15 protein-coding genes are annotated in these 19476 nt (G+C 65.0%); 13 read left to right on the top strand and 2 right to left on the bottom strand.

Going from position 1 to position 19476, the window contains the following annotated elements; genetic code table 11:
* Positions 1–45 precede the first annotated feature (45 nt).
* The 3 genes from XH98_RS26060 to XH98_RS26050 all read left to right on the top strand — a co-directional run bounded on the left by XH98_RS26060 (position 46) and on the right by XH98_RS26050 (position 3124).
* Positions 46–1569: an FAD-dependent oxidoreductase gene (locus XH98_RS26060; protein WP_271620333.1), complete on the top strand. Its 1524-nt coding sequence runs from the start codon at positions 46–48 to the stop codon at positions 1567–1569.
* A 104-nt stretch (positions 1570–1673) separates the two neighbouring features.
* On the top strand, positions 1674–2249 hold the full coding sequence (locus XH98_RS26055) for an HdeD family acid-resistance protein (RefSeq protein WP_271620332.1): 576 nt from the start codon (positions 1674–1676) through the stop codon (positions 2247–2249).
* Positions 2250–2632: 383 nt separating this feature from the next.
* Positions 2633–3124: a septal ring lytic transglycosylase RlpA family protein gene (locus tag XH98_RS26050; protein ID WP_271601946.1), complete on the top strand. Its 492-nt coding sequence runs from the start codon at positions 2633–2635 to the stop codon at positions 3122–3124.
* 570 nt (positions 3125–3694) lie between these two features.
* Here the strand turns inward: XH98_RS26050 and XH98_RS26045 are convergent.
* A complete protein-coding gene (locus tag XH98_RS26045) occupies positions 3695–5425 on the bottom strand; it encodes a methyl-accepting chemotaxis protein (RefSeq protein WP_271620331.1) in 1731 nt (576 codons plus the stop codon).
* Positions 5426–5738: 313 nt separating this feature from the next.
* Between XH98_RS26045 and XH98_RS26040 the strand changes: the two genes are divergently transcribed.
* The 4 genes from XH98_RS26040 (at position 5739) to XH98_RS26025 (ending at position 12235) form a co-directional block, all read left to right on the top strand.
* Positions 5739–7121, top strand: coding sequence for an ethanolamine ammonia-lyase subunit EutB (locus XH98_RS26040; protein WP_271620330.1), 1383 nt, complete (start codon positions 5739–5741; stop codon positions 7119–7121).
* A gap of 171 nt (positions 7122–7292) precedes the next feature.
* Complete coding sequence (locus XH98_RS26035; protein ID WP_271620329.1) at positions 7293–8879, top strand: B12-binding domain-containing radical SAM protein; 1587 nt, start codon at positions 7293–7295, stop codon at positions 8877–8879.
* Positions 8876–9661 carry an ethanolamine ammonia-lyase subunit EutC gene (gene eutC / locus XH98_RS26030; RefSeq protein ID WP_271620328.1) on the top strand — a complete coding sequence of 262 codons (786 nt, stop codon included), beginning with the start codon at positions 8876–8878 and terminating at the stop codon, positions 9659–9661. Before XH98_RS26035 ends, eutC begins: the two co-directional genes overlap by 4 nt.
* Before the next feature lie 207 nt (positions 9662–9868).
* Entirely contained in the window at positions 9869–12235 is a 2367-nt protein-coding gene (locus XH98_RS26025; RefSeq protein WP_271620327.1) for an efflux RND transporter permease subunit, read from the top strand.
* Between the two features lie 82 nt (positions 12236–12317).
* Here XH98_RS26025 and XH98_RS26020 read toward each other — a convergent pair whose 3' ends face one another.
* Positions 12318–12815 (bottom strand): hypothetical protein, encoded by a 498-nt coding sequence (locus tag XH98_RS26020; protein ID WP_271602357.1) that lies wholly within the window; start codon positions 12813–12815, stop codon positions 12318–12320.
* Between the two features lie 481 nt (positions 12816–13296).
* Between XH98_RS26020 and XH98_RS26015 the strand changes: the two genes are divergently transcribed.
* The 6 genes from XH98_RS26015 to XH98_RS25990 all read left to right on the top strand — a co-directional run bounded on the left by XH98_RS26015 (position 13297) and on the right by XH98_RS25990 (position 19457).
* Positions 13297–13533: a hypothetical protein gene (locus XH98_RS26015; RefSeq protein WP_057752985.1), complete on the top strand. Its 237-nt coding sequence runs from the start codon at positions 13297–13299 to the stop codon at positions 13531–13533.
* A gap of 193 nt (positions 13534–13726) precedes the next feature.
* Entirely contained in the window at positions 13727–14611 is an 885-nt protein-coding gene (gene hpnC / locus XH98_RS26010) for a squalene synthase HpnC (protein ID WP_271602338.1), read from the top strand.
* The gene (gene hpnD / locus XH98_RS26005) at positions 14601–15440 is read left to right on the top strand and encodes a presqualene diphosphate synthase HpnD (protein WP_271620326.1); all 840 of its coding nucleotides are present in this window, start codon (positions 14601–14603) and stop codon (positions 15438–15440) included. Before hpnC ends, hpnD begins: the two co-directional genes overlap by 11 nt.
* A complete protein-coding gene (hpnE, locus tag XH98_RS26000) occupies positions 15440–16696 on the top strand; it encodes a hydroxysqualene dehydroxylase HpnE (protein ID WP_271620325.1) in 1257 nt (418 codons plus the stop codon). The genes hpnD and hpnE overlap by 1 nt, the downstream gene beginning before the upstream one ends.
* 62 nt (positions 16697–16758) lie before the next feature.
* The gene (gene shc / locus XH98_RS25995) at positions 16759–18711 is read left to right on the top strand and encodes a squalene--hopene cyclase (protein WP_271620324.1); all 1953 of its coding nucleotides are present in this window, start codon (positions 16759–16761) and stop codon (positions 18709–18711) included.
* Complete coding sequence (locus tag XH98_RS25990; protein ID WP_271602334.1) at positions 18708–19457, top strand: phosphorylase; 750 nt, start codon at positions 18708–18710, stop codon at positions 19455–19457. Before shc ends, XH98_RS25990 begins: the two co-directional genes overlap by 4 nt.
* Positions 19458–19476 lie beyond the last annotated feature (19 nt).

Below are 19476 nucleotides of genomic sequence, written 5' to 3'. Positions count from 1 at the left end.
TCGCGGTCGCCGTCGTCCAATCCTGAACTGCCAGGGAGATGACACATGGCCGAGGACAAGAAGCCGAGCGGACCTGATCTGACCAAGGGCGTGGCGATTGGTGATTTCAAGGAGGGCAAGCTGCTCGGCCATGTCGGCGAGGAGGACGTCCTGCTGGTGCAGGCCGGCAGCGAGATCTTTGCGATCGAGCCGCTTTGCAGCCACTATCATGGTCCGCTCGCCGAGGGGCTGGTGGTCGGCGACACCATCCGCTGCCCCTGGCATCACGCCTGTTTCGCCTTGCGGTCAGGCGAAGCCACGCGGCCGCCGGCGCTGAATGCGCTGGCAGTATGGGACGTCACGCGCGATCAGGACTGGATCACCGTTGCGCGCAAGCGCGAGGCGCCGAAGCCCTCGATCGCTCATCGCAGCGCGCCGACGTCAGAAAAATTCGTCATCGTCGGCGGCGGTGCGGCCGGCTTCGTGGCGGCCGAGACGCTTCGCCGCGAGGGCTTTGCCGGCGCCATCACCATGCTCAGCAATGACGGTGCGATGCCGGTCGACCGGCCCAACCTCTCCAAGGACTATCTCGCCGGCAACGCGCCGGAGGACTGGCTGCCGCTGCGCGGCGAGGACTATTTTCAGGACGCCGGCATCGATCTCAGGCTCAATACCAGCGTCTCGGGGATCGACCCGAAGACGCGCAGCGTCACGCTCGGCAATGGCGACAAGCTGCCATTCGATCGGCTGCTGCTCGCAACCGGTGCCGAGCCGGTCAGGCTGCAGATACCAGGCGCCGACCAGCCGCATGTCCACATCTTGCGCTCCGTCGCCGACAGCCGCGCCATCATCAAGGCATCAGGAAGCGCCAAGCGCGCGCTGGTGATCGGCGCCAGTTTCATCGGGCTCGAGGTCGCGGCCTCCTTGCGCGCGCGCAAGATCGAGGTTCACGTGGTCGCGCCCGAGGAGCGGCCGATGCAGAAGGTGCTCGGCCCCGAGATGGGCGACTTCGTCCGGTCACTGCACGAAGACAATGGCGTGATCTTCCATCTCAACGACACCGTCGAGAAGCTCGATGGCACCCGTGCCACGCTGAAGAGTGGCGGCATGATCGAGGCCGACCTCGTCGTAGCAGGCATCGGGGTCAAGCCCCGCCTCGCGCTGGCGGAGCATGCGGGGCTTGCCGTCGATCGCGGCGTCAGCGTGAGCGAATATCTCGAGACCAGCGTCGCTGGAATCTTCGCGGCCGGCGATATCGCGCGGTGGCCGGATCCGCATTCGCGGCAGACCATCCGCGTCGAGCACTGGGTGGTGGCGGAGCGGCAGGGCCAGACCGCGGCGCGCAACATGCTCGGCAGACGCGAGCGTTTCGACGCCGTGCCGTTCTTCTGGAGCCAACACTACGACGTGCCGATCAACTATGTCGGCCACGCCGAGAGCTATGACGACATCGCGATCGAAGGCAGCATCAAGGACCGGGATTGCCTGTTGCAGTACCGCAAGGATGGCCGGGTGCTCGCCGTTGCCTCGATTTATCGCGATCTCGATAATCTCAAGGCCGAGCTCGAGATGGAGCGGTCGCGCGCTTGATCTGCGTCAACGTCGGCGGCCGCCTGGCTGATTTGCTGGTTGCGGTCCCCGGTCCCGTGCTATCTTGAAATGTGCTCTGGGGCATCACATGCAGGAGGTGCGTCATGACGTCTGCTTCGGATAGCTCTTCCCATCTCGGCCTCGGTTCCGGCGTTGCGGCGCTGCATGGCAAATGGGGCTGGATCGTCGCCATGGGTGCGGTCTATCTCATCGCCGGCTTCGTCGCACTCGGCAGCGTCGTGATGGCAACGGTGGCGAGCGTGCTCGTGGTCGGTGCGATGATGATCGTCGCCGGTGCGGTCGAGATCATCGGCGCCTTCCAGATGAAGAGCTGGGGCAAGTTCCTGATCTGGGTGCTGCTCGGCGTGCTCTACGTCATCGCCGGCATTCTCACCTTCGACAACCCGCTGTTCGCGGCAGTCTTGCTGACGCTGTTCCTGGGCATATCGCTGATCGCCTCCGGCGCCGTCAGGCTGTTTCTCGCCTTCAGCATGAAGCGCGAGAGTCCGTGGGTGTGGGTCGCGTTATCAGGCGCCATCACGCTGCTGCTCGGCCTGTTGATCGTGGCGCGCTGGCCGGTCAACAGCGTCTACGTCCTCGGCCTGTTCCTCGGCATCGATTTGATCATGGCGGGCGCAGGCTGGATCAGCCTCGGCCTCGCGCTGAAGCGGCGCGGATAGCAATCGGCAACTCGACGCCGGGCCGCCGACGAATCGCGGCGGCAACAAGGCCGTGCGCGACCTCGTCGCCGCGGCCACATCGTGGTGTTCAGCTAGAGTTCCCGGCCACTGCGGATTCATGGGCGCCTGCGCAAGGCCTCGCCGCTGAGCGCGTAAGACTCCGGGGTATGTGATCGATCACGGCTGAGGTCATGTTGCTGACTCATTCCCTGTTTTAGACAGCGACAACGAAAACACGCGGGGCCGCTTAGGTTCCCGCAACGGTTCCGCGGCCAGGGGTTGGCGCGAATTCGCAAGAGACTGGCGCAAGTTCAAGAACGCTGACGCGTTCGCTTGGCCATGCCTGCGACATCGGGAACCGCACGAAAATCAAAGGAGATGTAATGGTGTTCCGCTCGAGCGCCGCAACTTGCGGCGCCCTGGTTGCGCTTGTCGTTTCAGTAACCGTTGCTCGCAGTGAAACAAGTGGGGTTCAATCAAGTGCCGTCGTCGAGGCCGCCTGCGAGGGAGCGATCGTTGGCGCTGCATCGACCTATAATCCGTTCAAGCCCGGCAAGGAGGAGGGCGGACCGAAAACGGCCTCCGGCGAGCGTTACGATCCCGAGGTGTGGACCGCTGCGATCAAGACGAGCTTGCGTCGGAAATTCGGCGGGGTCCAATTCGGCGCGAGACCGAAATTTGCGCTGGTCGAAGCTGTCGGCAAGAAGGTCATCGTCAAGATCAACGACGTGGGGCCGCTCAGGCCCGGCCGCATCATCGACCTCAACGAGCGGACGATGCGCCATTTCGATCCGCGCATGAAGCTTGGCGTCATTCCCGACGTCACGGTCAGGCCGCTGTCCGGCAATGATTGGACACCGGGGCCGGTGGGCTGAAGCCTCGTTAATCTGGATCAACGAGGAAATGCCGCGGGATGGCGCGATGCGATCGCGCCTTCCCGCTCGCATCGTGCGGAGCCTCATCATGTGGGTCCTGAGGTATGTGCTCAGTCCCATGAGAGCACCGTCCCAGTCGCTTCAGCTGCGGTTTTGGCACAAACTGCACAGACGCGCTGCGTTATCATAGGTTAACTTTGGCCATGGGCAGCGAGCTGATCATACGTGTCGTCGTCGTTGCGGCCGCTGCTTTCACCGTGGCTGCCGCTTCCGTGCTCATTTTCGGCTATTGATCTATCTCAATCGACGCACCGCGCCCCGGCGTTTCCTGCGTTCGGCAGGACAGGCGGACGAGGTGCGATGATGCAGCCTTGGGCTTTGCATTCGCTGGTGTGGGGGCTGACGGCGATCGGCTTGATAGCCATCGTCTCCATGCTGCTTTGAGGCTGTCGGTACCCGAGCCGTTGCAGATCCAGGCGCGCCGGCGGACGATGAGGCATGATAGGCAAGCCCATCCTCATCGTGTTCGGCGGTCTTTCCGCCACCATGACGACGTCATGCCGATGGCGATCATCCCGCCTTGGCGATGCGGTTGTCCGCGCGCAGGTTCTGGAAGAAGTTTTCCACCTCCCGCGACAGCGTGTCCGCGGTCGCGGTCAGGCTGCTCGCCGCTGACAGCACCGAGGATGCCGCCGTATCCGTCTCGCCGATGGCGTCACGCAGCGAGGTGATGTTGGCGACCAGCGTCTCGTTGCCCTGGGCGGCGCTCTGCGCATTGGAGGAGATCTCGCGCGTGGCCTGGTCCTGCTGGCCGACGGCACCTGCTATCGCCGAGGTGACCTCGTTGATCTCGCGCACCGCGCCACCGATCTCGCGCACCGCATCCACCGCGTTGCGGGTGGAGGCCTGGATCATCGCGACGTTCTCGCTGATGTCGGCGGTTGCCTTCGCCGTCTGTCCCGCCAGCGCCTTCACTTCGTGCGCGACGACGGCAAAGCCACGGCCGGCATCGCCGGCACGGGCGGCCTCGATGGTGGCGTTGAGCGCGAGCAGGTTGGTCTGCTCGGCGATGGTCTGAATGAGGGTCAGCACGCCGTCGATGCGCTGCGTGGCGGCGGCAAGGCTCTCGATCTCGGCGATCGATTTCTCTGTGCGCTGGCCGGTCTGCTCGACCGCGCTTGCGCTCTGACGCACCTGGCGGCCGATCTCCTCGACGGAGGCCGACAGCTCCTCGGCCGCACCTGCGACCGCGGTGACGTTGTGCGAGGCCTGCTCGCTGGCGTTCGCTGCCGTTCCGGCGCGGTTGCTCGCATCTGCGGTGACGCGTGTGATGGTCTGCGCGGTCTCGCGCATGACACTGGCGTTGTCGCTGAGCCCGCGCATGATCGCGCCGACCGCCTCGCGGAACGCCTCGACCGATTGCTCGATATGGCGCGCGCGCTCTTCGTGCGCGGCGGAGTGCTGCGAGACCTGCGAGGCGAGGTTGCGGTTGCGGCCCATCGCGTCCTGGAACACCTCGATGGCGCGGGCCAGCGCACCGATCTCGTCGGCACGCCCCGAATGCGGCACCACGACATTCTCGGCGCCGTCGGCGACCTGCTTGATGGTCGCGGTGATCGCGGCGAGCGGCCGGGCGATCGAGCGGGCGATGATGATGATGCCGATCACGACCAGCGCCAGCGCGAGGCCGGCGAGGCAGGTCAGCACCAAGGACAGCGTGCGGTTGGTCTCGGTCTGAAGCGCGATCTGCCTGGCGCGCTCGGCATAGACCTTGGAGAGCGCCTCGAGGTCCTTGTTCAGCGCCGAGCGCACCGCGCGGTTGGCGTCGTTGTCGCCCCATTCGCGTCCCGCGGCTGCATTGATCTCGATGCCGCGGCGGACCAGCTCCTTGCGGAACTCGACGAACTGCTCGATGCGCTTCTTGAAGGTCGCGAACTGCTCGGCGTCATCGGCCTTGATGATGCTCTCCCAGCCCTTCACGACGCCGAGAATCTGCTCGTTGAACTTGAGCAGGCCCTCGCCGTATTTCTTCACCACCGCCGGCTCGGTCGACATGTAGACGCCGCGCGATTCCATCACGACCGCATAGACCAGCGAGTTGACGCGCTCGACATTCAACGCAGCCGCATTCGCCGTCTCGATCGCGCTCGTCAGCTCGGCACTGCGGCGGCTGTTGTAGTCGGACAGCATCGCGATCGCCGCGGTGAGCAGCGCGAACAGCGCGAAGATCGCATAGAGCTTGGTGGCAAGCGAGAAACGGCCTGCGAGGCCGGCGGCATTCCCAGATCGGTCGATTTGCATGCTGTTCGGGCCCAGATGGCCAGGAGCGGCCGGTGTGCGCGGTCGTATAAATTGACGCAAAACTATGCAGAATGAAGATGGACGCAGTGTTAACGCGCAAGTCCGGCGCGTGCGCCGAAGCTCGAGGGAAATGCGAGCTATCTCAGTGGTTTGGTGCCGCGCGATCGGTTCCCGGCAGATTGATCCGGGCATCGCCCGGAATGCCCCAAACATCGGCGTGCATACTGACCGTCAAGCGCGTATTCCCTGACACCAGCGCCGCCTTTCGCGCCGACCGGAGTCGGTCACTGGCCGACGATTTCAGGAGGGGCCTTTGGTCTATCGCCACACCATCGACGCCACGACCTATCGCTTCGCCGACCTACGCGACCTCCTGGCCAAAGCGACGCCGCCGCGCTCCGGCGACCGGCTGGCCGGCATTGCTGCCGAGAGCGCCGAGCAGATGATCGCCGCGCGAATGGCGCTGGCCGACGTCCCCCTCGGGCAGTTCTTGCAGGAGGCCGTCATTCCGTATGAAGCCGACGAGGTCACCCGCCTGATCATCGACAGCCATGACGCCAGGGCCTTGGCGCAGGTCTCTTCGCTGACGGTCGGGGCATTCCGCGACTGGCTGCTATCGGACGCCGCCACTCCCGAGACCTTGCGCAAGCTTGCGCGGGGCATCACGCCGGAAATGGCCGCTGCGGTGTCAAAGCTGATGCGCAACCAGGACCTGATCCTGGCAGCGCGGAAATGCGAGGTCACGACCGCCTTCCGCAACACCATCGGCCTGAAGGGGCGGATGAGCACGCGGCTGCAGCCCAACCATCCCTTCGACGACGCCAGGGGCATTACTGCCTCGATCCTCGACGGGCTGCTGCTCGGAGCCGGTGATGCCTGCATCGGCATCAATCCGGCGAGCGACGATCCGGCCGTGATCGGGCAATTGCTGCGATTGCTGGACGAGATCATCGCGCGGCTGAAAATCCCGACGCAAGGCTGCGTGCTGACCCATGTCACCACGACGCTGTCGCTGATCGGGCAGGGCGTGCCCGTCGACCTCGTCTTCCAGTCGGTCGCCGGCACCGAGGCTGCCAACCGCAGCTTTGGCATCGACCTTTCGCTGCTGAAGGAGGCGCACGCGGCCGGGCTGTCGCAGAAGCGGGGTACGGTCGGCCACAACGTGATGTATTTCGAGACCGGCCAGGGCTCGGCATTGTCGGCGGGCGCCCATCACGGCGTCGACCAGCAGACCTGCGAGGCGCGGGCCTATGCGGTGGCACGCGCTTATGCCCCGCTGCTGGTCAACAGCGTGGTCGGCTTCATCGGCCCGGAATATCTCTACGACGGCAAGGAGATCATCCGGGCGGGGCTGGAGGATCATTTCTGCGGCAAGCTGCTCGGCCTGCCGCTTGGCGTCGACATCTGCTACACCAACCATGCCGAGGCGGACCAGGACGACATGGATAATCTCCTGACGCTGCTCGCCGCGGCCGGCGTCACCTTCATCATGGGGGTGCCCGGCGCTGACGACGTCATGCTGAACTACCAGTCCACGTCCTTCCACGACGCGCTCTATGTGCGCGACGTCTTCGGTGTGGCCCGCGCGCCGGAGTTCGACGACTGGCTGGTGCGATCAGGCATTGCCGGCGTCGACTTCCGGCTTGCGGGCGATGCGGGCCTCTTGCCCGATTTTGCCTCGTGGCTGATCGCGTGATGCGAAAAGATCCGGCAAAACCCTGTCCGCCGCCGTGAACCGGGGAAACCACTGGCGCGTCTCACGAATTAGTTCGCTGCCACAATATTGAGGAATTCCGGTCGCAGCGTTACGCTATGTTTCTGGAGACCTCGTCAGTACCGTCAGCAGAACGTGGTTGGGGGAAGTTCGATGCGCGCTGAAAGCAACGGAACGAGCCGAAAGATTCTCTGCGTCTTTCCGCGTTACACCTCATCCTTCGGCACCTTCGAGCACGCTTATCCGCTGACCGATGGAGTCCGCGCCTTCATGCCGCCCCAGGGCCTGTTGCTGCTCGCGGCCTACCTGCCCAGGGAATGGCAGGTCAAATTCGTCGACGAGAACCTCCGCCGCACGACCAAGGAGGAGTTCGAATGGGCAGAGGCCGTCTTCGTCAGCGGCATGCACATCCAGCGCCAGCAGATGAACGACATCTGCCGCCGTGCCCATGAATTCGACCTGCCGGTGGCGCTCGGCGGTCCCTCGGTCAGCGCCTGCCCGGATTATTATCCCTCGTTCGACTATCTGCATGTCGGCGAGCTCGGCGATGCCACCAATCAGCTGATCGAGATTCTTTCGCGCGATACCTCGCGCCCCGAACAGCAGGTCGTGCTCACGACCAAGGACCGCGTGCCGATGACGGAGTTTCCGATCCCGGCCTATGAGCTCGCCGACGTGAAGCGCTATTTCCTCGGCAGCATCCAATATTCGAGCGGCTGTCCGTATGAGTGCGAGTTCTGCGACATTCCCGGCCTCTACGGCCGCAACCCGCGGATCAAGACGCCGCAGCAGATCATCGCCGAGCTCGACCGTCTGCGCGAATGCGGCATGACCGACACGGTCTACTTCGTCGATGACAATTTCATCGGCAACCGCAAGGCCGCGATGGACCTGTTGCCGCACCTCATCGAATGGCAAAAGAAGACCGGCTATGTGATGCGGCTCGCCTGCGAGGCGACGCTCAACATCGCCAAGCGTCCCGAGATCCTCAAGAAGATGCGCGAGGCCTATTTCATCACCATCTTCTGCGGCATCGAAACGCCGGACCCGGACGCACTGAAGGCCATGCACAAGGACCACAACATGATGGTCCCGATCCTCGAGGGCGTGCGCACCATCAATTCCTACGGGATGGAGGTGGTCTCAGGCATCATCATGGGGCTCGACACCGACAAGCCCAACACCTCCGATGCGCTGCTCGCCTTCGTCGAGGAATCACGCATTCCGCTGCTCACCATCAACCTGCTTCAGGCCCTGCCGAAGACGCCGCTGTGGGACCGCCTGGAGAGGGAAGGGCGCCTGGTCGACGACGAGGGGCGCGATTCCAACGTCGACTTCCTGCTGCCTTATGACGAGGTTGTCGCGTCCTGGAAGCACGCCATGAGCGTCGCCTACGAGCCCGAGAAGGTCTACGAGCGCTTCCAGTATCAATGCGACCACGTCTACGTGCACCGCCTCAAGATGCCGGTGCCGGACGAGATGAAGGCCTGGGCCAATATCCGGCGCGGCCTCGTCATGCTGCGCAACATCTTCTGGAAGGTCGGCGTGCTCGGCGATTACAGGCGCGTGTTCTGGAAATTCGCGCTGGGGCGGATCCGCCGCGGTGACATGGAGGGCCTGATCGGCTGCACCATGATCGCGCATCATCTCATCACCTTTGCGCGGGCGGCCACCAGCGGCAAGCAGAACGCCTCGAACTATTCGATCCGCTTGCGCGAAGCTTCCGTTCCCGCCGAATGAGCGACGAGCCCGTTCCGGCACGCCCGATCATCGACCTCAAATCGTTCACGCCTGCGCGCGTTGCGCTCGGGCGCAGTGGCGCGAGCCTGCCGACCAGGCCGCTGCTCGATTTCACGCTGGCGCATGCCCGCGCCCGCGATGCCGTGCATGCCGCCTTCGACGCGCCGCGTCTGGTTGCCGAAGTGAGGGCGCTCGGCCTTGCCGCCACCGAGGTCCGGAGCCGGGCCGCCGATCGCGGCGACTATCTGCGCCGGCCGGATCTTGGACGGCAGCTCGATGCCGGCTCCGCCGCGACGCTGGAAGGGATTGCCGCCGCGCCGTGCCAGCTTGCGGTCGTCATCGGTGACGGCCTGTCGGCTGCTGCGGTCCATGCCCATGCGGCCAGGCTGCTGCAAAGCCTGCTGCCACGCCTCGCCGAAGAGGAGGCGGTCGCGATCGGCCATGTCGTCGTCGCCTCAGGCGCGCGCGTCGCCCTTGGTGACGAGATCGGCGCTATCATCGGCGCCCGCATGATCGTGATGCTGATCGGCGAGCGGCCGGGGCTATCAGCGCCCGATAGCCTCGGGGCCTATCTGACCTTCGCGCCGAAGCCCGGCCTGACCGATGCCGAGCGCAATTGCGTGTCGAACGTCCACAAGGCCGGCTTGAGCTATGACGAGGCGGCCCTCAAGATCGCCTGGCTGGTCCGCGAGGGGCTGGCGCGCCAGGTCACGGGCGTGGCGCTCAAGGACGAGAGCGCCGACCGCGCCCCGCGTCGAATCGGCACGGCCGTGCCAGAATGACGGGCATTCCGGCAAAATCGCCGCATCTTGATCGATTCGGAGACCCCCGGCGTGCTTGCGAGAAGGGCGCTTGACCTGCTAAACCGCTGCCGGCGATTTTCCGCGCGTTTTCAACGGGCAAGCCTCCCATTGGTATGGCGTTTTCAAGCCGTTCGCGGAGCGCAATAAGCTCTCAAGACCGAGTCGATTGAGGAACTGGACAAAGGCATGCTCGAAAAGCACCGCGAGAATGAGGTTCATGTCGACAAGGTCGAGCAGGGGCCTGCGTCCTCCATCGCCTTCGGGCTGGAGCGTCTCGGGCTGATCGCGGTCCGGGCGCCGATCGTCTCCTGCGTCATCCTGCTCGCGCTGATCGTCGCCGCCGTGTTCGGCATCGAACGGATCAAGATCGACGATTCGCTGTCGCAGCTGTTCCGCTCCAACACCCGCGAATTCCGCCAGTACGAAGAGGTGACCAAGAAGTTCCCGGCCGAGGAGTTCGACGTCCTCGTCGTGGTTGAGGGCAAGACCCTGCTGGCGCGGAATAACCTCGAGAAGCTCCGTGACTTCGTCACCGACATGCAGCTGGTCGAGGGCACGCGCGGCCTCGTCTCGCTGTTCTCGGCGCGTCAGGCGCCGGCGCCGGGCAAGCTGCCGGCCGCTCTGTTCCCGGCCGAGCTGCCCGAGGGCGCGGCCTATGACCAGTTCATCGAGACCGTCAAGAACAACGAGATCATCCGCGGCAAGCTGTTGTCCGAGGACGGCACGCTCGCGCTGATCGTGCTCTCGCTCGATCCGCAGGTGGTCGCCTCCAGCAAGCTCGGCAAGGTCGTCGGCGACATCCGCGCGCTGATGAAGGAGGATCTCGGCGACACCGGGCTCAGTGTGCAGCTGTCCGGCGTTCCGGTGATGCAGCTCGAGATCCGCAACGCGGTCGAGCGCGACGGCCTCACCTACAACATCCTCGGCATTCTCGCCGGCTGCATCATCGCCATCATCTTCTTCCGCAAGATCTCGTTCATGGTGGTGGCGGCATTCCCGCCGATGATCGCGATCCTGATCGCACTTGGCGCGCTCGGTTGGGCCAATTTCAATCTGAACATGTTCCTGAACGTGATGACGCCGCTCATCATGGTGATCTCGTTCTCGGACTCGATGCAGCTCACCTTTGCCGCGCGCGACCGGCTGATCGCAGGACAGGACAAGTTCACCGCGTTCAGGAACGCGGTGCTGGTGGTGGGCCCGGCCTGCGTGCTGACGCATGGCACCGCCGGCATTTCCTTCATCGCGCTGCAGTTCTCGGACTCCGACCTGATCCGCAAGTTCGGCGAAGCGGGCTTGGCTGCCACCATCATCGCGCTCATCACGGTGCTGTCGCTGGTGCCGGTGTTCGGCGTGCTGTTCGTGCGCAACGAGAAGATTTTTGCGGTCAAGTTCCAGAGCGCGGACGCCGGCGTGCAGGCGCTGCGCAATTTCTGCTACTGGATCGCGGTGCGCATGGTCGGCCGGCCCGGTCTGTTCAGCCTGATCGCGCTGCTGTTCGTCGGCAGCCTCGGCGTCATCTACGCCAATCTTCAGCCGCGCTACCGGCTCGCCGACCAGGTGCCGGACAAGCGCCAGGCGGTGGCCGCCAGCAACCGGCTCGACGCCAAGCTGACCGGCGCCAATCCGGTCAACGTGCTGATCACGTTCCCCAAGGGTCAATCGCTGTACTCGCCGGAGACGCTGCAAACCATCGCAGACGTGCATGCGACCGTCGAGAAGGCGGCCGGTGTCGGCAACGTTTGGTCGCTAGAGACGCTGCGCCGCTGGCTGGCGGAAAAGGCCGGCAGCAGCGACGTCGCGACGCTGAAGGAATACGTGGGCGTCATCCCCGAGCATCTGGTGCGACGCTTCATCGATGCCGAGCAGGATGCGGTGGTCGTGGCCGGCCGCGTGCCGGACAAGGATTCCAGCCAGCTTCTGCCGATCGTCGACAAGCTCGATTCCGAGCTCGACGTCGTCCGCAAGAAGCATCCCGGCTACGAGGTTGCCGTCACCGGTCTGGCCGCCATCGCCGCGCGCAACTCGGCCGGCATGATCGAGAAGCTGAACCGCGGCCTCACTGTCGAATTCGCGCTGGTCGCGATCTTCATTGGTCTTGCCTTCCGCTCCTGGGTCGTGATGCTGGCCTGCATCCTGCCGGGCATCTTCCCGGTGGTGATGTCGGGAACGGTGCTGTGGGCGATGGGCGAGGGGCTGCAATTCGCCAGCGTCGTCGCGCTCACCGTCTCGTTCGGCCTCGGCCTGTCCGCGACAATCCACTTCCTCAATCGTCTGCGATTGGAGAGCAAGCCCGGCGTCGGCTCGGCGCTCGCAGTGGAGCGCGCCACCGTGCTGGTCGGACCTGCGCTGATCCTGACCACGGTGGTGCTGGCCTGCGGCCTCGTCGTCACCGTCTTCTCGGACCTGCCGTCGCTGCGGCTGTTCGGCTGGCTCAGCGCCTTCTCGATGGTGGCGGCACTGGTCGCCGACCTCTTCATCCTGCGGCCGACGGCGATGTGGCTGATCAACCTGCACGCCAAGCTGCACGGCGCCGACAAGCCGGCGATCTGAGCGGGACGACTAATTCTCGTCAGCAAAAAGCCCCGGCTCGAGAAGAGCCGGGGCTTTGTTGCTTTCGAGGTAGAGTGGGCAATCAGCCCTTTGTCATCGTGATGTTCACGCCGCGGATCTCGCCCTTGGACGAGATCTGCACCGTCTGCTTGGAGCCGTTGGTGCGCAGCGACAAATTGGCGGCAAAGCCGTTGGCCTCGACGAACACTTCGATCTGGCCGCCGCCGGCGGTGCCCTGCAAATTGCCGAAGATGTTGCGGTTGGACTCGCTCCAATTGCCGGAGATCCGCTCGCCCTGGCTGGTCACGTCGCTGGTGAGGTCGAATTTGTAGCTGTCGGAGGCGCAGTGCAGCGCCTGCTTGAGGTTGAGGCCGGTGCCGGCGACCTTGTAGTCCGCCTTGCAGCGGATGCGCTCGGTGGAGCCGTCGGACAGCGACACCGTGCCGGTGCCGGTCCAGGCGCCGTCGAAGCCGGCGAACGGCCCGGACGACTGAGCGTGGCTTGTCGCAACAGAGAAGAGCAGCGCTGCACCAATGCCGGCTGCCTTGATTGCCAGTTCAGATCGCCCAATGAATTTCATCATCAATATCCCGTTTTGGAACGACGGCTGCTTCATCGCAAGCCGTCTCGCCACATCGAAAGTTTAGTGTTGCCAGCCTATATCAGGTTCAAGTTCTGTGCCGGATAGGCCCGGTTGGCCGCGGCGTCAGGCTCGCGAAAGCGGTTCTCACCTGCCAGTTCGGCCCCGGATTCCCTCTATTTCCATAAGTTTCCGGGCCAATTGGCCGGCCGGACAGATGCAGCTCTGCAACAGGTATGCAGTAAAACACCGTGTGCCGGAATTATGACGTAGTATCAACCTCTTACATCTGCCAATGAAGGCCGAGGGAAGACCTGATTTGGTGGGCGCGGCGCCAATTTGGCCGCATTTACCAGCGCTTGTGCCTCCTCCGGTGCCGCACGCTTCCAGCGGCAACTTGCCATCAGAACAATCCGTTCCGGCTCTCCGCCCTGTGCTGTCCGGGATTGGTGCGATTCTGCCGTCAGAATGAAGGAATACAATGCGTAAGCTTCTCGTCGCTCTCACCGTGCTGTCGGCCACCCTGTCCACGGCTGCATTCGCCCAGCAGGGCGGCCGCGGTACCGAAGCCGAGCAGAAGGCCTGCACGCGCGACGTGCAGAAGTTCTGCCGTCCGGTTATCGATCAGGGCGATTTCACCATCCTGGCCTGCCTCAAGGAGAACCGGGCCAAGATCTCGCAGGCCTGCGACCAGGTCCTGAAGGATCACAACCAGTAAGATCGGCCACTGGCCCACAAAGGCGGCCGTGGGGCCGCCTTTTCCGGGCCGGATCCGCAAGGGGCTGCCATCGCGCGACAGGATTGGTTTTGCGGCCGTATTCCCCTATATGGGGGCCGCGGCGGCGTCGCCGGCATGAGCCCGCGCGAACGCAAAAGCCCTTTCTGTCCAAACGATTGTTGATCAGCCCTCGATGACCTCTGCGAGCGAATTGCGATCCGGCAAGGGTGACCGCGACGAGAATTTTCCCGTCGCGTCCTGGATCATTCATCCCAGTCATCGCGCCCTGATCCTGGCCTATTACAATTTCGTCCGGACCGCCGACGACATCGCCGACCACGGAAGCTTGCCGGCGGACGAGAAGCTTCGCTATCTCGACCTGCTCGAGGCGGAACTGCTCGGCAAGGGCGAGTCCCAGGCCGAGGCCGTCACCTTGCGGCGCGCGCTCGCCGAGCGCGGCATGGCGCCGCGCCACGCGCTCGACGTGCTGATCGCGTTCCGCATGGACGTGACCAAGCTGCGCTACGAGACCTGGGACGAGGTCATCCACTATTGCCGTTATTCGGCGATGCCGGTCGGCCGCTTCATGCTCGACGTCCATGGCGAGAGCACCTCGACCTGGGCGGCGTCGGATGCGCTGTGTGCGGGCCTGCAGATCAACAACCATCTGCAGGACTGCGGCAAGGATTATCGCGAGCTCAATCGCGTCTACCTGCCGCGCGACGCGCTGGCAGCACACGGTGCCTCGGTCGAGCAGCTCGGCCTCGCGCAGTCGCCGCCGGCGATGTTGGCCTGCCTGCAGTCGCTTGCCGTGCGCAACGAAGCGCTGCTGGGCGAGGGCAGGTCGCTGGCTGCCGAGATCCGGGATGTCCGCCTCGGCGTCGACGTCGCGGTGATCCAGGCCTATGCCGACCGCATCGTGCGTCTGTTGAAGGTGCGCGATCCCCTGCGCGAGCGCGTGCATCTGAACAAGTTCGAACTGCTCACCTTCAGCCTAGCCGGTATCGCCGGTGAGCTCGGCCGCCGTGCGATCGGCCGCAAAACCATCACCAATCCGGGGACTGCCCATGACGCTTGAGGCGACCGCGCCCGGCGCCAATTATGGCTCGTCCGCATCGAACAGCTCCTTCTACGCTGCGATGCGCATCCTGCCCCGCGACCAGCGCGAGGCGATGTTTCAGATCTACAGCTTCTGCCGCCAGGTCGACGACATCGCCGATTCCGACGGCCCGCGCGATCAGCGGCTCGCCGCGCTGCAGGAATGGCGCAACGACATCGACGCGCTCTACCAGGGCAATCCGCCGCCGCGGCTGAAGGACTACGTCGCCTCGGTCAAAACCTTCGGCCTGAAGCGCGAGGATTTCCTTGCCATCGTCGACGGCATGGAGATGGACGTGCCGCAGGACATCCGCGCGCCCGACATGGCGACGCTGGATCTGTACTGCGACCGGGTTGCCAGCGCCGTAGGGCGGCTGTCGGTACGCGTGTTCGGCCTGCCGGAAGAGGACGGCATCCTGCTCGCCTATCATCTCGGCCGCGCGCTCCAGCTCACCAACATCCTGCGCGACATCGACGAGGACGCGGGCCTCGGCCGGCTCTATCTGCCGCGCGAGGCGCTGCTGCATGCCGGCATCACCTCCAACGATCCGAACCGCGTCATCGCCGAGCGCGCGCTGCCGAAGGTCTGCATGCCGCTGACGCAGCGCGCGAAGGCGCATTTCGAGAAGTCGGACGAGATCATGAACCGCAACAAGCGTCGCGCGGTGCGCGCGCCGCGGATCATGTCGAACTACTACCATTCCATCCTGGACCTCCTGATCGCGCGCGGCTTCAACGCGCCGCGCCAGCCCGTGCGTGTGTCGAAGGTCACACGCATTTTGATCCTGCTCCGCTACGCTTTCATCTGATGCAAAACACAGCTCACATCATCGGCGCTGGAATTTCCGGCCTCTCCGCCGGCGTGCGGCTCGCCAATGCCGGCTACAAGGTCGCCGTGCACGAGGCGACGCACCAGGCCGGCGGCCGCTGCCGCTCCTATTTCGACGGTGCCACCAATCTCACCATCGACAACGGCAATCATCTGCTGCTGTCCGGCAACAGCCACGCCCGCGCCTATGCGCGCGCGATCGGCACCGAGGCGGGCCTGGTCGGGCCTGAGACCGCGCAGTTTCCCTTCGTCGACATTAAGACCGGCCAGCGTTGGCAGCTCGATCTCGGAGGCGGCCGGCTGCCGACCTGGGTGTTTGATGAGGGCCGCCGCGTGCCCGATACGGGTCTCACCGATTATCTCAAGCTGGCCCCGCTGATCTGGGCGTCGGAGCAGACGCTGGTCGGCAAGTCGATTCCGTGCGAAGGCACGCTCTACCATCGCCTGGTGCAGCCGCTGCTGCTCGCAGCCCTCAATGTCGATCCGCCCGAGGGCTCGGCCGGGCTTGCCGGCGCGATCGTGCGCGAGACGCTGCTGGCGGGCGGGCAGGCCTGCCGTCCGCTGATCGCACGCGACGGCCTCAGCGCCGTGCTGATCGAGCCCGCCGTGAAATTCCTCACAGAGCGGGGCCACGCCGTTCAGCTCGGCCATGAGCTGCGCGGCTTCGTCACCACCGATGGCAAGGTCAGCGCGCTGAATTTCGGCGGCGAGGACGTGGTCCAGCTAGCTGCGGGCGACGTGGTCGTGATGGCGGTGCCGCCGCGCGCCGCGACGAGCCTGCTGCCGGGCCTGACCGCGCCGACCGAATTCCGCGCCATCGTCAATGCGCATTTCCGCTTTGAGCCGCCGCCGGGATCGGCGCCGATCCTGGGCGTGATCGGCGGCGTCGTGGAATGGCTGTTTGCGTTCCCGAACCGGCTCTCCGTCACCATCAGCAATGGCGACCGTCTCGTCGACATGCCGCGCGAGGAGCTCGCACAGACGATCTGGAATGACGTCTGCGCGGCCGGCGGGGTCTCCGGCGAGCTGCCCCCTTGGCAGATCGTGCGCGAGCGCCGTGCCACATTTGCGGCAACGCCGGCCCAGAATGCCTTGCGTCCGGGGCCGGTCACACCGCTGAAAAACCTGTTTCTCGCCGGTGACTGGACTGCTACGGGATTGCCTGCAACGATCGAGGGATCGGTCCGGTCGGGTGATCGCGCCGCCGATCTGGTGCTGGCCGCCAAAAAATCCTGAAAAGCGGGCCTGATGCAATGTCCAGCTCACTTTCAAATCGACGCCAGGAGCAATCGAGCGACATGGATTCCGTGAACGCGACCAGCCGCGAAGCTTTGGAATCGAGCATTGCGTCAGCGACGCAAGGCGTGCTCGGTTTCCAGCAAGCCGACGGCCATTGGGTGTTCGAGCTCGAGGCCGACTGCACCATTCCGGCCGAATACATCCTGCTGCGCCATTATCTCGCCGAGCCGGTCGACGTAGCGCTCGAGGCCAAGATCGGCAACTATCTGCGCCGGGTCCAGGGCGCCCATGGCGGCTGGCCGCTGGTGCATGACGGCGAGTTCGACATGAGCGCCAGCGTGAAGGCCTATTTCGCGCTGAAGATGATCGGCGACTCCGTGGACGCGCCGCACATGGTGCGCGCGCGCGAGGCGATCCACGCCCGCGGCGGCGCGATTCACAGCAACGTCTTCACCCGCTTCCTGCTCGCGACCTTCGGCGTCGTGACCTGGCGCGCGGTGCCGGTGTTGCCGATCGAGATCATGCTGCTGCCGTTCTGGTCGCCGTTCCATCTCAACAAGATCTCCTATTGGGCGCGCACCACCATGGTGCCGCTGATGGTGATCGCGGCGCTGAAGCCGCGGGCGAGGAATCCCAAAGGCGTCGGCATCGACGAACTGTTCCTGCAGGATCCGCGCTCGATCGGCATGACCGCGAAGGCGCCGCATCAGAGCATGGCCTGGTTCCTGCTGTTCCGTTCGCTGGATGCGATTCTGCGTGTCCTCGAGCCGATGTTTCCGAAGAGCTTGCGCAAGCGCGCGATCGATGCCGCGCTCGCCTTCACCGAGGAGCGGCTCAATGGCGAGGACGGCATGGGCGCGATCTATCCGCCGATGGCCAACATCGTCATGATGTACGACGCGCTCGGCAAGGACGAGAATTTCCCGCCGCGTGCGATCACGCGCCGCGGCATCGACAAGCTGCTGGTGATCAAGGGCGAGGAGGCCTATTGCCAGCCTTGCGTGTCGCCGGTGTGGGACACGACGCTGTCGGCGCATGCGCTGCTGGAAGCCGGCGGCGACAAGGCGGTGCCTGCGGCCAAGCAGGGCCTCGACTGGCTGATCCCGAGGCAAGAGCTTCAGGTGAAGGGCGACTGGGCGGCGAAGCGCCCCGACGTGCGCCCGGGCGGCTGGGCCTTCCAGTACAACAATGCGCATTATCCCGATCTCGACGACACCGCCGTGGTGGTGATGTCGATGGACCGCATGCGCCGGGAGCACGGTGCCACCGGCTATGACGTAGCGATCGACCGCGCCCGGGAGTGGATCGAGGGCATGCAGAGCGACGATGGCGGCTGGGCCGCCTTCGACGTCAACAACCTCGAATATTACCTGAACAACATCCCGTTCTCGGATCACGGTGCGCTGCTCGATCCGCCGACCGAGGACGTCACGGCGCGCTGCATCTCGATGCTCGGCCAGCTCGGCGAGACCGAGAGGACCAGCAAGCACGTCGCCGCCGGCGTTGCCTATTTGCGCAAGACCCAGCACCCCGAGGGGTCCTGGTATGGCCGCTGGGGCATGAACTTCATCTATGGAACCTGGTCGGTTCTGTGTGCTCTCAACATGGCCGGCGTCCGTCACGACGACCCCATGATGCGAAAGGCCGCCGCCTGGCTGGCCTCGATCCAGAACAAGGACGGCGGCTGGGGCGAGGACGCCGTCAGCTACCGGCTGGACTACCGGGGATGGGAACCCGCCCCCTCGACCGCCTCGCAAACGGCATGGGCCTTGCTTGCCTTGATGGCTGCTGGCGAGGTTGATCACCCGGCCGTCGCCCGCGGGGTGGAGTACCTGATTGCAACACAAAACGAAAAAGGACTGTGGGACGAGCAGCGCTACACCGCCACAGGCTTCCCCCGCGTGTTCTATCTACGATATCATGGTTACCCGAAGTTCTTTCCGCTGTGGGCGCTGGCGCGATATCGGAACTTGCGGAACACCAACAGCAGGGTGGTAGGGGTCGGAATGTGACTTTGGGGACGGGGGACTATGTTACCGCGGGCAATGCCATTGATCCGCGGCCGATCTTGATCGTGACTGGACTCGTTCAGGAGGCCCGCATTGCCGCCGGTCCCGGGATGGCGGTCATTTGCTCGTCCAGCAGCCCGACGCAGTTGCGCGCGCTGCTGACGGTGGTTGATCCCCAGACGATTCGCGGCGTGATCTCGTTCGGCGTGGCCGGCGGGCTCGACCCGAGCTTGCGCTCCGGCGACGTCGTGGTGGCTTCCGAGGTGCTCTCGGGCGATGCCCGCTGGGCCGCCGGCCTGTCGCTCAGCGAGGACCTCATCGACAAGCTGACCTCCGGCCGCCGCCGGGTGGTGCGTGGCAGCCTCGCCGGTGCCGAGGAAGTGGTCACCGGCTCATCCTGCAAGGCGGCGCTGCATTCCGAGACCGGCGCCTCCGCCGTCGACATGGAGAGCCACATCGCCGCCGCCTATGCCGCCGAGGCCGGCCTGCCCTTCGCCGCGGTCCGCGTCATCAGCGACCCCGCCCACCGCGCGCTGCCAGCGCTTGCCCGCGCCGCCATCAAGCCCAACGGCCAGATCGACCTTGCTGCGGTCTTCCGCGGCATCGTCCGCAATCCGGCCACGCTCCATGCCCTGGTCTCCACAGGCCTCGACTTCAACCGCGCGCTGCGCTCGCTTCGCGGCTGCCGCGATTTCCTGATCGGCACGGAGCTGGTCGACAGCGAGGCGCTGGTGGCGGAGACGATCTGAGCGGTTTGTTCGAACCGAG

This window comes from Bradyrhizobium sp. CCBAU 51745, assembly GCF_028128715.1.
Taxonomy (GTDB): Bacteria; Pseudomonadota; Alphaproteobacteria; order Rhizobiales; family Xanthobacteraceae; genus Bradyrhizobium; species Bradyrhizobium manausense.
The sequence above is the reverse complement of the archived record's forward strand: the minus strand, read 5'-3'. Positions and strand labels throughout refer to the sequence as shown.

What these genes read in the sequence shown, in the direction of transcription:
- XH98_RS26060 (WP_271620333.1), top strand. Translation starts at nt 46, where the DNA reads ATGGCCGAGGACAAGAAGCCGAGCGGACCTGATCTGACCAAGGGCGTG.
- XH98_RS26055 (WP_271620332.1), top strand. Translation starts at nt 1,674, where the DNA reads ATGACGTCTGCTTCGGATAGCTCTTCCCATCTCGGCCTCGGTTCCGGC.
- XH98_RS26050 (WP_271601946.1), top strand. Translation starts at nt 2,633, where the DNA reads ATGGTGTTCCGCTCGAGCGCCGCAACTTGCGGCGCCCTGGTTGCGCTT.
- XH98_RS26045 (WP_271620331.1), bottom strand. Translation starts at nt 5,425, where the DNA reads ATGCAAATCGACCGATCTGGGAATGCCGCCGGCCTCGCAGGCCGTTTC.
- XH98_RS26035 (WP_271620329.1), top strand. Translation starts at nt 7,293, where the DNA reads ATGCGCGCTGAAAGCAACGGAACGAGCCGAAAGATTCTCTGCGTCTTT.
- eutC (WP_271620328.1), top strand. Translation starts at nt 8,876, where the DNA reads ATGAGCGACGAGCCCGTTCCGGCACGCCCGATCATCGACCTCAAATCG.
- XH98_RS26025 (WP_271620327.1), top strand. Translation starts at nt 9,869, where the DNA reads ATGCTCGAAAAGCACCGCGAGAATGAGGTTCATGTCGACAAGGTCGAG.
- XH98_RS26020 (WP_271602357.1), bottom strand. Translation starts at nt 12,815, where the DNA reads ATGAAATTCATTGGGCGATCTGAACTGGCAATCAAGGCAGCCGGCATT.
- XH98_RS26015 (WP_057752985.1), top strand. Translation starts at nt 13,297, where the DNA reads ATGCGTAAGCTTCTCGTCGCTCTCACCGTGCTGTCGGCCACCCTGTCC.
- hpnC (WP_271602338.1), top strand. Translation starts at nt 13,727, where the DNA reads ATGACCTCTGCGAGCGAATTGCGATCCGGCAAGGGTGACCGCGACGAG.
- hpnD (WP_271620326.1), top strand. Translation starts at nt 14,601, where the DNA reads ATGACGCTTGAGGCGACCGCGCCCGGCGCCAATTATGGCTCGTCCGCA.
- hpnE (WP_271620325.1), top strand. Translation starts at nt 15,440, where the DNA reads ATGCAAAACACAGCTCACATCATCGGCGCTGGAATTTCCGGCCTCTCC.
- shc (WP_271620324.1), top strand. Translation starts at nt 16,759, where the DNA reads ATGGATTCCGTGAACGCGACCAGCCGCGAAGCTTTGGAATCGAGCATT.